This is a genomic window from Candidatus Chloroploca sp. Khr17 (assembly GCF_004138165.1).
Classification (GTDB): domain Bacteria; phylum Chloroflexota; class Chloroflexia; order Chloroflexales; family Chloroflexaceae; genus Chloroploca.
Genome location: NZ_RYFF01000020.1, coordinates 33,982 through 47,443, shown reverse-complemented (window position 1 = coordinate 47,443; position 13,462 = coordinate 33,982). Strand labels below are relative to the sequence as shown.

The 13,462-nt window shown below is 60.4% G+C and carries 3 protein-coding genes; all 3 read right to left on the bottom strand.

The genetic code is table 11. The features are described 5' to 3' along the window. Nucleotides 1–29 precede the first annotated feature (29 nt). The 3 genes from EKD05_RS13225 to EKD05_RS13210 all read right to left on the bottom strand — a co-directional run bounded on the left by EKD05_RS13225 (nt 30) and on the right by EKD05_RS13210 (nt 13,429). Entirely contained in the window at nt 30–2,825 is a 2,796-nt protein-coding gene (locus tag EKD05_RS13225) for a 2-oxoglutarate dehydrogenase E1 component (RefSeq protein WP_129673458.1), read from the bottom strand. Nucleotides 2,826–3,030: 205 nt separating this feature from the next. After that, nucleotides 3,031–7,278, bottom strand: coding sequence for a choice-of-anchor J domain-containing protein (locus EKD05_RS13220; RefSeq protein ID WP_129673456.1), 4,248 nt, complete (start codon nt 7,276–7,278; stop codon nt 3,031–3,033). Between the two features lie 538 nt (nt 7,279–7,816). Continuing rightward, entirely contained in the window at nt 7,817–13,429 is a 5,613-nt protein-coding gene (locus tag EKD05_RS13210; RefSeq protein WP_129673454.1) for a kelch repeat-containing protein, read from the bottom strand. Nucleotides 13,430–13,462 lie beyond the last annotated feature (33 nt).

Below are 13,462 nucleotides of genomic sequence, written 5' to 3'. Positions count from 1 at the left end.
ACCGGTGAGTAGTTTAGCTTGGAGACGGCTTACCTTATCGTACTGACCACAACCCCGGCGACAGCTTCACGCAAGATACGCTGCTGCTCGCGGGCATGGAGACTATGCATACCCTCGGCGGTTGAAGCCGACTCACCTCTGCCGACATAACGGAACGTCAGGTCAGGGTCGAGGATCGCCTGCAACCGTGGGGCGATATACGACCATGCGCCCATATTTTGTGGCTCTTCCTGCATCCAGATCACCTCGAGCAGATTGGGATAGCGTTCAAGCGTCGTCCGCAGATCGTGCTCGGGGAACGGATAGAGCATCTCGACGCGCACAAGATCAACGCTGCCCCCGGCCCGTTCGAGTTCGCCCGAGGCCAACATGTCAATTGCGACCTTGCCACTACAGAGAATGAGCCTGGTCACATCTTCGGGAGGAGGCGCATCGGCCCCGCGATCGAGCACCGGCTTGAAAGGGCCAGCCGTCAGGTCGCTAAGTGACGAATTCGAGCGCGGATTGCGCAACAGGCTCTTGGGCGTCATCACAATCAGCGGGCGCGGATGCAGCGCCAGCGCCGACGCCTGGTAGCGCAACAAGTGGAAATACTGCGCCGCCGTGGTCGGATTCGCCACCCGGATATTATCCGTGGCGGCGAGTTGCAAAAAGCGTTCGAGACGTGCCGACGAATGCTCGGGGCCCTGACCCTCGTAGCCATGCGGCAACAAGAGCACCAGAGCAGGATCAACGGCCCACTTCGAGCGCCCGGCGACAATGAACTGATCAATGATCACCTGCGCCCCATTGGCAAAATCGCCAAACTGCGCCTCCCACAGCACCATCGTACCGGGGGCATGGGTGCTATAGCCATACTCAAAGGCAAGCACCGCCGCCTCTGAGAGCGGACTATTGTAGAGCGCGAACGCAGCGCGGGCCTGGGGCATATGGTGCAACGGAACAAAGCGTTCGCCTGTCAGCGAATCGTGCAGCACCAGATGGCGCTGACTAAAAGTACCACGCTCACTATCCTGTCCAGTCATACGGATCGGCGTACCATCGGCCAGAATCGCCGCAAAAGCGAGCGCCTCGGCATGCGCCCACTCAATCCCAGCGTGGTCATGGATCGTCTGACGCCGCCGCTGCAACATCCGTTCAAGCTTGGGGTGCGCAATAAACTCTTCGGGGCGATCGAGCAACGCCTCATTCAACTCAAGCAACTTCTGCGCCGAGATCGGCTTGGCAAAGATCGTTTCACGCAAGGGGTTGGCGAGAGGGGCAGGCGGCAACTCCTCGGTCGGTGGCAGGCTGGCCGCGAGGCGCTGACGCTCACGCACCGTATCAAATGCTTGTTGCAGCCGCTGCATCACGGCCTCGACGCGGGCCTGGGCCTCTTCGTGGGTAATCACACCACGGCGCTCTAACTCACGGGCCCAGATCTCACGTACTGTCGGGTGATTGCGGATCTTCTCATACATCCGGGGCTGAGTAAATTCCGGCTCATCACCCTCGTTGTGGCCCCAACGCCGGTAGCCGACCAGGTCAATCAAGATATCCTTCTGGAACTTATCGCGGTACGCCCAGGCCATCCGAGCGACCGAAATGCACGCCTCGGGGTCATCCGCATTGACATGCACGACCGGCATCTCGAAGCCGCGGGCAAGATCAGAAGCATAGAGCGTTGAGCGTGATTCTTGATAATCGGTGGTAAAACCGATCTGATTATTTAAAATAATATGGATTGTTCCGCCAACGTGATAGCCTTCCAGCCGCGACATATTGAGGGTCTCGGCGACGATCCCCTGCCCGGGGAAGGCCGCATCGCCGTGAATCAGGATGGCGAGTGACTCCTTCTCGTCCTCCTCGGGATAGCCAGGGCGCGTACGTTTCTCTTGGGCAGCGCGGGCACGCCCGACAATCACCGGATTCACATACTCCAGGTGGCTCGGATTGGGCGCGAGGGTAATCGGCATCTCAGAGACACCACTCTCACGATAGGCCTTGCGTGCGCCAAGGTGATACTTGACATCACCCGTCCAGCCCAGATAGGTATCTTTTGTATAATCTGGCGTATGAAATTCACTCAGAATTGACGAATATGGTTTGCCAAGAATATGGGCAAGCACATTGATCCGGCCACGGTGAGCCATGCCGATCACGACCTCACGGGTACCACCAGCAGCGGCATTGCGAATAATCGCATCAATCACGGGCACCAGCATATCGGTGCCCTCGATCGAAAACCGCTTTTGGCCGGGGAAGGTTTTATGCAAAAAGCGCTCGAAGGTCTCGACCTCAGTCAGGCGGTCGAGCAACTCACGCTGGCGGTCGGTATCGAGATCAAAGCCAAAGCGACCACTCTCAGCCGACTCACGGATCCAGTTCCGTTCTTCCCAGTTCTGGATCTGATCGGTCTCATAGCCAATCGCCCCCGAATAGATTTGGCGCAAACGCTCGACCCCTTCGGCGGCATTGCGGACATGGGTCGCCACAGGCCCGCGGATAATATGGGCGGGCAACATCGCGAGGTCAGCCTGGGTCACCCCATGCGAGATCAATTCCAACCCCGGATCGCCGGGCGGGTCACTCCCCAACGGATCGATGCGGGCCGCCACGTGACCCAATTCACGCAAATAGCGGATCAGGCGTGCCGCGCCAACAATGCGCGTCACATCAAGCCCGGCCCCGTGCTCGCTATCGCGCACCTCGGCCCCGGGAGGCGTCCACGCCGCAAAAAAGTCGCGGGTTGCCGCATCAACCGACGCAGGATCGGCCTGATAGCGTTCGTACAACTCCATCAAGTAGCCCGCATTGGGGCCATGAAACTGCAGCCATTCGCTCATACGCTTCTCTGTTTCTCACGTTCCACCGCTGTTCCGCTCATCTGGCCGGCCCGTATGCTGATCATTGGCGCGTTTCGGTGGATCTTTCTTGCACAATTCTTGCTGGCTCGTATTGTACCATGAGCCTATAATGAATGGGTGGAGACGAGGAGCTACGCCCCTCGTCTCCACCCATTCATTATGGATCTAACGCAGCGCCCATCTTTCACCGGAGCGTAAGCGGCAGATAGACCGCATGCACTGCATTCGGGATACCTTGTGCCGGTACCCGGAGCATGGGCAGGAAGATTGCATTCTCTGCACCTTTTGGATCAAGGTTACCCGGCACTTCATTGGCGAGCAGTGGCCCCACCGATAGCTCGTAGAGGCCAGTGGTTGCGGCGGCGTTGTGATGCTTGACCGCAATATAGACCGTTGTCCCTGCACTATTCGGCAGGCTGACACTGATCATGTCACCCGTGGCATCGGCGAGCGAGCGGTCGATTGACCAGGTCTCATCGGTGTCAAAGGCGGTCAGAACCGGATCCATGCCCAAGGCCAGTTGCGCGATGCGCAGTACCAGCGCGTCGCTGTAATCAGCCGGTACGTCAACCTTGAAGATGTCAACGTCGCCGGCACGATCAATGCGCCCATCAAACGGGGTGTTATCGGGCGACACCTGCGTTGCCGCGAACATATCATCCGCGTGATCGTCAGGTTGCCATCCCGTCACAAAGACCTTCGTGGTGGCGTACCGCTGGAAGTTGCCTTCGACCGGGTAGGTCTGAGCTTCCCGGACGGAGCCATCGGGCGCCGTGGATGGGGCAACCGCCTCTTCGGTAAAGACGGCTTGCCCGTTGTCGTTATCGAAAAAGGCCGCAATGGAATAGGCACCGTCACCCCGGTAATCAATCAGTGCACTGTAGTGCCCATCATTCGCCAGGAAGTCGGGGGCCACGCCATCATCGGTAAAGACCACCGGCACGGTCGTGCCGTCAGGCAGCGTGATTTCGCCACGGATACCACCACCAGTGATCGGGAAGTCTTGGGCAACCATCGCATCGATCAAGAGCGCCTCAGGGGCGGCGATTGTCTTGCCCGTCAGCGAACGAACGTGGGCAAAGAACGTGCCTTCATCGGCTTGCGGCGCACCGTCAGCCCAGAAGGCGACACGGCTGCGGGCACTCGTTGTGGTCACCCGCACTGTCCAGGTACCAAGGGCGGGATTAGTGATGCGCGTGCTGGCCAGCGTAAACTGACCACCAAAACCATCATCAACACCAGAGGTTGCAAAGATGGCTCCACTCGCAGTGCCATCAGGTCGCGTGAGCGTGAGCGTAGCCTCAGCGGGCAGGCCACTGAAGATCACATCGAGATCAAGGGTGCCAAGGCTGGCATCAACATAGAAGGTCGCCTCATACGGCGTGCCATTCGTCATCTCACCCGAGCCGGTGGCGATGCCTACGTCAACGACGGGTGATACACGATGGGTCACGTCACGCAAGCCCATCTGCAGGGCGGTCGTATCGGCGACACTAAAGTAGTCGCCGCCAGTTGCCGTCGCGATCTGGAAGAGTTCTGCCGCAAGTTGCGGATCGCGTCCCAGATCAAAGGTCTCTAGCGTAACGGCGGCATCTTGATACGCGCCAACCTGCGCAAAAGGATGGCTTGCGCCCGTATACATCCCGGCGCTAAAGAGATAGACCGCACGCACCGCGTTGTCGGGAATACCGGCAGCACCCTCAACCCCCAGCGCGGCTTCCAACGCTTCGCCGGTCAACACGGCAGCGCTATTGCTCAGCATCAGACCATCAAGCGTTGCCTTGAGCGCGGTACGGCTCGCCTCGCTGTCGAGCAGCACCGGCTGCTGCACAACCGTCACCGTATCGGCATAGGTCAGCAGGCCGATCATCGTCGTGTCAGCCGCCTGGTCAACCAGATTCTTCAGATTCGCCTTGATCGAAGCCAGTTGCGCCTCGCTCATCTGCGTCGAGGTGTCCACCACAAACTGCAGTGCCATTTCAGCATTGGCTTGCTGCAGGCGCGGGCTCCCTGACTGGCCAACCCAGACGAAATTCAATGCGTTGCGTGCATTGGCCTGGGCAGTGGGACTGGTCAGATCGATCCGTGGCGCCTGCCCTAATGCCGGCGCAACCGCCGCCAGTTCAGGATGGAAGAGGCGCACCGGTGCCGTCATCCGTGTACCATTGCGTGGATCCTGGTACAAGGGGCGGGCAAGGGTTTGCCAGGCACTGGCAGCATAGACCCGGTGCTGCGCCGTATTGCCGGTATTGTTGCGTAGAGTCGAGAAGTTGAGCCAGTTGAGATTGCCGTCCACAGCATACCACTGACTATTCATTACTGAGTTATTCACCGGGGTATCAGTCAAGCGCGGAAAACCAATCCAGGCTGTCGACGGGCTGCTGCCCCGATATTCATCGTAGACCGAGTAGAAGTAGTGGCCCATTTCATGACCAAGGACATAGCCACCTTGACGATAGCCAACCTCACTGTTCATGAAATTGGCCGCATGGAACGTATCACAGTGCTGAATGCGCAACCCTGGCGTGCCATAGCCTGAAAGATGGGCGTTGGGCCAGCAATTCGCGACCCAGACAATATCCGCCTGATTGGCAAAGGCACCACCCGTATAGATCGTCACCCGACGAAGTTTATTCGCCCCGTTGGACATCTCGTAGATGCTATCGGCAAAGTAGCGCACGTTCGCTTCGATCGCCTGGCGGCGAGCCTGTGCCGTCGCACTATTCGCGTAATACGAAATTGTTATGTCAATCATTCGTACATTGCGATTGCCACTGGTGAGCGAAACAAGATTGCTATAAGCCGAGACGCCGACCGCGTTGCGTGAACGAACACGGTAGCGATAGAGCGTTTCCGAGGCAACCGTCGTATCAATAAAGCTCGTGACGCCGTGATCAAGTTCGGCAATCTTCTGGAAACTGCCACTGCTGCCGAGCGCCCGTTCCAGTTCAAAGGTCTGGCTCCCACGGCCATCCCAGGTGAGACTTATGTCACCTGAAGTCAGGAGGGAACCACGCAAATTGGTCGGCGCGACAGGTGGGCTCATCGCCAGCAACTGCACATCGTCAACCTGCCAGTACGAATTATTGTACGCATGAGTGGAGTAGCTGAAGCGCACCATCGCTACGCTCTTGCCGGCCAGCCGTGAAGAGAGATCGAGCGTGACGGGACCCCAAAACAACCCGGTTCGTCGCCAGACATTGACCCAGGTTTCTCCGCCATCGGTACTGACATCAACCCCAGCGGTCGCCCGTCGATAAGCCCAGAAAAAAGTCTTGAATTGCAAGACAACACTGGGTTGATCGCTCAGGTTGAGGGAAGGCGAGACAAGTGAGGCATCCACCGACGCACCACCAGCGCGGTTGCTATCGACACCCGCAAAATTGCCTGTCCCCCCGGTCCAATTCAAGCGTCCACCCGGATTATTGAACGACCAGGTCGCCCCCGAGGATGGCGCGACTGTCCAGCCATTAGGCAGCGTGGTGGCCGTAAAAGTCTCATTGAGCGTCGTCGGGCGATCACACGAGGCGGTCGTCGCGGTTACGGGTGCGCTTGGCTGTGACAGGCCGGCCACATTGCGCGCCAGCAGGCGATAGCGATAAGGGAGGCCACAGACCAAGCCCTGCGTATCGGTGAACCGTGTCTGGGAACCAAAAACCTCAGCGATCGTCGCCCAGTTCGTGCCATCAGGCGAACGCTCGATGACATAGCGGCTTACATTGGGCGCGGCATTCCAGTTCAACTGAATCTCGCTACCCTTGAGCGTCGCCTGCAAGCCATCGGGTGGATTGGGGAGATTAACCATAACAATGGCAACATTATCAATGGCCCAGTACCAGTCCCAGGTGGCATTATAGTAGCGGAAGCGTACCTTGACCTTGGTTTGATTGAGCGCACTGGCGGGCAGGGTGACCTTGACTTGCCCATGCACCGTCCTCGTCGTACGCCAGATCGTCGTCCAGGTTTGCCCACCATCAATGCTCAGATCGACATCGCCGGTCGACTGATCATAGGCACGAAAGGTGGTATTGAACTGGAGACGGGCCGCAGCAACGCCCTCGAGGCTGAACGTTGGCGTGCGTAACTGCGTATCCATCGTTTTGCCACGACCAGCATGGTCGCTATCAGCAATGGCAAAATTACCCGTGCCACCAGTCACATTCCGGCGTGCTCCGGGGTTATCAAAGCGCCATCCATGGCTATCATTGGGCAAGGGATAGGGGTCATCAATCGGATAGGGGGCATCAGTGCGGACATTGACGACAGTCCAGCCAGAAGGAAGACTGGTACCATCAAACGTCTCGGGGGCCGTAGGGAAGCCCGGCGCGGCTCTGGCAAAGGGCGCAAAGCCAACAAGCACAAGACCAACAACAAGCAGACCCAAAAAGATCAATGAACGTGGTGAAAGAGAAGGGCGCGACGAGGCTTGCATGATATTCACCTTGTTTGTGGCCGTGGTATCTGCCCAGAAACAGGTATCACTGACCTCACATCAGCGAGAAAGATATATAAATGCATGTGAGTGTGTTACAACCAACTGGATTTGAGTGCGTTGTGTCTCCTTTCATCACCTGATGAGCCATCATATCTTTATTATAGTTCTCGTGTCAATGATAGCTCACATCGTACGCAGGGCGATTGCATCTTCCGTGTATGCACCCCGCCAGGGCACCCGCCAGGGCACCCGCCAGGGCACCCGCCAGGGCACCCCGCCAAGGCACCCGCCAGGGCACCCGCCAAGGCACCCGCCAAGGCACCCGCCAAGGCACCCGCCAGGGCACCCGCCAGGGGTGCCCCTACACCGGGCCCGCCCCCCGGCCCTGTAGGGGCACCCCTGGCGGGTGCCCCACCCCGGTACGGGTACCCCTTGCGGGTGCCCCGTTGTATCCGGTTTCGTATAATGCCGTTGCCCTCGTACGTACGGAGGCCAGTTACCCTGGCCTCCGTACGCACGGCATCCAAACGCACTCTTACCGCAAGCTCAACGGCAAGTACACCCGATAGACCTCGGCTTCGATTGGCGGTACATCGCCTACCAGCGCATCCGGCTGCGCATTCACTGGCAACAACGGTGCTACAGGCAAATCTTTCGCTTGGGCCAGTCCACCACCCAACATCTGCGCCGACGCCGGAGTACCGCCAAGCGAGGTGGTCAGCAGGTATTCTGCCGCCGTGTAGCCGTAGACCTCGACCTGGTACACTCCCGGTACCACCTGGCTAGCCGGGATGCTCACCTGCTCGTCGGCGCTGCCTGGCAGGTTGCTCACCCAGGCCGATTGCTGCGGATCAGATGACCAGACATAGAGATCCGCATCGCCCGAGAGTACATCCAGGTTGACCCGGAATTCCTGGCCCGCCCCGACCTCATAGCGGTAGATGCGCGTCTGGCGTCGCCTGATCCGGTCAGTTGCTGGTTCGTAGGTGATCAAGCGACGCGCCTGGCCGATCGAGATGTTGTTCGCCATGTCTCGCGCCCGTACCTGCAGGTAGTGCATGCCTGGCAACGGTGCCAGGGTCCAGCGGTAGCTTTCGGGCGTCTGGTTGTAGGGCAACCAGCCCGAACTCGCCATCGGCACCCAGCGCTGCGCGCCTTCGTTGTAGACATACTCGATCACATGGACTGACCGCACCCCGCTGGCATTTGGCGATGGGTCAAGAGCGCTGATATTGATCGTTATGCCGCGGGTCACGACGGTCGTCGCGGCACCCCCATTGATGCCAATGCCAGTGACGACTGGTGGCGTCTGGTCACGGGCGGCCACCGCCACCAGCATCGTCCGGCTGATCACATTGTTGGTCGTCGTGCTTTCGGTGAGCGTGCCCTCGGGATCAATGATCGCATAGAGCGTCACGATCCCAGCGTTTGGCAGCGTGATGCTCAGCGGCGTGGTACTCTCGCTGCTCGCCGGTGGATCGAGGAACGGCACCGTCGCCGTGCCCAAGACTGGGCCAGTCACCGAGTCACGGCGGAAGGTGACCGGTATATCAGTGAGGGTCGTCTTGCCCCCACTGCGTTGCACCACCAGACCCACCTCAAAAGGCTCATTCGCCCGTGGCAAGACCGGGTTGATCCAAAGCTGATCGCTGCTGCTAAAGAGGTCATCGAAGGTTGCATCAGTCGCATCAACCACGGTGAAGGCTTGCGCAAGTTGCGCCTCGCCACCACCGAGATTCGTCACGACCACGTCGTAGATTGCCGGCGCAAGACCCGCCGGTACCACCGCGAGCAGCGTTGCACCATCAATGCGCGTCGTCTCAAGATTGGTCGTGCCGAGGCGCACGCCAACGCCTGCCGCAAAGTTGCGCCCCTGCACCAGCATCTCGGTCTCAACATCATTCAGCGCCGACGGTGGCAAGACACTGGTCACCGCCGGGGCGGCGGCCAGCACCGTGAAGGCGTTGGGCAAGGTCGCGGTCTGCCCATTTGTGTCCACCACCAGATCATATGCACCAGGCGGCACCGTCGCCGGCACCGTTGCCGCGAAACTGGTCGCACCTTGCGCCGTGACCTCGGTCAGCGCAAATGAGCCTGCCACCCCAACGAGCCGCGCCGTCGGTGGCGGTGTCGTGGCAAAACCAGTGCCCTGCACCGTCACGCGGATCGTCTGACCGGCGGAACCTTCGCGTGGTGTGATGGCATCAACCGTGATCGCCCCAGGGTTCTGCGCAACCGCATAGAGTTCGGCCGTAGCCAGGCCAACGCCATAGGTTGTGAAGCCACCAGAAGCAAGTACCAAGCCATTGTTCAGCACCACCACCGCATGCGAACTTCGACCCTCACGCAGATCACCAGTACGACTCCAGGTACCTGTCGTCGCATTGTAGAGTTCACTCAGCACAATCGCGTTGCCCAACTCCTGAGCCCCACCGCCACTCATCAGCGCCTGACCATTTGACAAGAGCACCGCCATCGGACCAATATTGGTATGAGGCTCTTGCATCGAGGCGGTCATGCTCCACTGACCGCTCGCCAGATCATACAACTCGGCGCTCAACACGTTATTCGCATTCGGAAGATTCTGGCCGCCGGCGACCAGCACGTTGCCATTGGGCAACACCACTGCCTGATGATGGTGGCGCGAGATATTCAGGCTGCCGGTGTCACTCCACTGACCAGTTGCGGGATCATAGATCTCGGCGCCAGTCGTCGTTGGATAGGTGCCCCCGCCAAACTGCGAGCCACTAGCAACCAGCACCTTGCCGTTCGTCAACAGCACCGCCGGATAGCGCATCCGCGCCGTCTTCATGCTCCCGGTGGTGCTCCACTGACCAGTGACCGGGTCATAGAGTTCGGCACTAGCAAGATCGCCGCCGCCGTACCCACCAGCAACCAGCACCTTGCCATTGGGCAACAGCGTTGCCGTATGCATTGACCGTCCACGCTGCAAATTACCGGTTCTACTCCAAGTGCCCGTCGCCGGATCATAGATCTCGGCGCTGGCAAGCCAACCAGCACCTTCACCACCAGCAACCAGCACTTTGCCATTGGGCAGCAGGTTCGCTGTATGGGCAAAACGAGCCTGGCTCATATTGCCCGTGGGCGTCCAGGTTCCTGTGGCCGGATCATAGATCTCGGCGCTCTGCAGCCCTGTGCCCCACGCACCGGCACTTCCACCAGCAACGAGCACGCGACCATCGGCCAGGCGCGTAGCCGTATGCCAGGCCCGTCCGGTCTGCATGCTGCCCGTTGCCTGCCAGGTACCCGGCTCGACCGTTGGCATCGGTGTTGTTGTCGGGGTTGGCGGCACGCTCGTCGCGGTAGCGGTCGCCGTCGCAGTCGGTGGCACGCTCGTCGCGGTGGCGGTCGCTGTGCCCGTCGGCGTCGGAGGCACAGTGGTCGAGGTTGCCGTGGATGTTGGCGTCGGTGGCACGCTCGTCGCGGTAGCGGTTGGCGGTACACTCGTCGCCGTCGCTGTCGCGGTTGGCGGCACACTCGTTGCCGTCGCCGTCGCGGTTGGCTGGCTCGTCGTGGTCACGGTCGGCGTCGGGGTTGGCTCACCGGTATAGGTACACGGCATACTCCGCCACGGGTTGTAGTCCACACCATCCGACACCACATCGCCATTGCCGCCCGCATTGCCGGCGTGGGTAGGCCCGGTCGCACGGCCCCACCACTGGTTCTCGGCGGTCACCGCCGTGGCCGGCAGCGCGTTCCGCATGCCAAACTGCTGGTTCTGCTCGAAGTCGTTGCAGGTAAGTGCTGGCAACGCACCGTTGAGCAACTCGACGCCACCATAGTTTGTGCGCAGCAGGTTGTAACTCAAGGTCGGGGCAGCATCAAGCAGCCGCACGACCCCACCCACTGCCGTATCCTGACCCTTGCCGCCATAACGCAGCACCGCCCGCGTCAGGCTGCTCGTATCGTTGCTGCCCGCGCTAAACTGGATGAAGCCCCAGTCCTGGGTTGCCGGGGTCGCCACGGCATTGTCCATATCGCAGACCGGCTCATCAGCCGCGCCAACGCCGCAGACGGTATCGTCCTTCTCAGAGGTGAAGACCAGCGGTGCCTGGGCCGTGCCATCCGCCGTGAGCGTGCCATTCACGATCAGGCGTGACAGGGCCGCCCCCTTGACCTTCACCCCCGGCCCGAGCGTCAAGGTCTGGTTGGCATTCACCACCAGCGCACTGCTCAACCAGTAGACGACACTGGGGCTGTTGAGCGTGGCGGTATTCCAGCCCGCCCCGGTGTAGGACAACTCGGCCCCGTTGCGGTAGTTCTGGCTCATGCTGAGATTCGCCAGGTTCGGCCCGGCATCCACCAGCCGCACCACCCCGCTTGCCGCCGTGTCTTGGCCCAGCCCGCCATAACGCAGCACCGCCCGCGTCAGACTGCTGATATCGTTGCTGCCCGCGCCAAACTGGATGTAGCCCCAGTTCTGGGCCGTCGGTGTCGCTACGGCATTGTCCATGTCGCAGACCGGCTCATCGGACGCGCCAACGCCACAGACGGTGTCATCCTTCTCCGAGCTAAAGACCAGCGGTGCTTGCACGGTACCATCAGCCGTGAGCGTGCCATTCACGATCAGGCGTGACAGAGCCGCCCCCTTGACCTTCACCCCCGGCCCAAGCGTCAAGGTCTGGTTGGCATTCACCACCAGCGCACTGCTCAGCCAGTAGACGACACTGGGACTGTTGAGCGTGGTGGTATTCCAACCCGACCCGGTATAAACCAACTCAGCCCCATTGCGATAGTTCTGGCTCATACTCAGATTCGCCAGGTTCGGCCCGGCATCAACCAGCCGAACAACGCCACTTGCCGCCGTGTCCTGACCCTTGCCACCATAACGCAACACCGCCCGCGTCAAACTGCTCGTATCGTTGCTGATCGAGTTGAACTGGATGAAGCCCCAGTCCTGCGCTGCCGGCGGAGGCAAAGCTCCATTGCCATCAGTGTCACCACACAGGCTATCATCGTAGTACGAAGTGAAATAGATCGGATTGGCAACCGTTCCATCGGCGAACAGGCGTCCATCAACCCGCAGGCGCGAGTTGGCCCGCCCCTTGATCACGGTACCCGGCTGAATGATCAGCGTGGCCGTGCTGTTGACATAGACATCGTTGAGCACATAGACCGTGCCCGCCGTCCAGGTGACCACTCCATTGATCGTCCCGTTGACTTCCTGCACCGTTGCGCCACAGATTGGCGCAGCGACAATCGTTGGTGTCGGCGTCGCCGACGGGCCACCAGTTGCCGTCGCAGTTGGGGTTGGCGGCACACTGGTTGTCGTCGGCGTTGCCGTGGAGGTAGATGTTGCCGTCGGCGGCACACTCGTTGCCGTAGAGGTAGATGTCGCCGTTGGCGGCACACTCGTTGCTGTCGCGGTCGGCGTTGGCGACGGCCCACTCGTCGTCGTCGCACTGAAGTCCTGACCACTCAGGTCATTCGTGACACTGATCGCCCGGGTTGCCGGGGTAAAGCTGTAGCCAGCGCGGGCCGGGGTTAGGGTATAGTCGCCCACCGGCACCGCATTCAGCAGGTAGACTCCACTCGCATCGGTCGCCGCACTGCGCGTACCGTCCGAGACGGTTACGCCCGCCAGCCCAACTCCGTCGAAAGTCACCCGCCCACCAACGGTATAGCGTCGTTCGACGCCTGCGGGCGGCGCGCCAAGCCACGGGCTAAAGACAACCCGGTCACTCACGCGGGCGCCCTGACCAGCGGCATTGAGCGTAGGGTGGTACGGCCCCGAAGCCGCGCCCCACCAGTTATTCCCCGCCTGCACCATCACGGTCGTACTGCTATTGTTGACTCCATAACTGCTGTTGTCAGCCAGCGAACTGTTGGTAATCGTCACCGCAGGCGAGCCACTGACCGCAACACCCTCACTGTTGCCGCTGATCAAGCTATTTTCGATCAGCAACTGGCCCCCGCTGACCTGCGCCCCACTGGTGCTGTCGAGCAGAGCGCTGTTGCGCACCGTGACGGTGCCGCCTTCGTTATAGATACCGCTACCATTCGACCGAACAATCGTACTGTCTTCGACCAGCAGGGCGCTTGTCTGCACGTCCAGACTGCGCCCGTAGGTATTCCCGCCATAACTCACCCGCACATACCGCAGATGACTCCCCGCACTCTCCGGCATGAAGCGAATCCAGACCCAGTTCCCCGCCGCCGG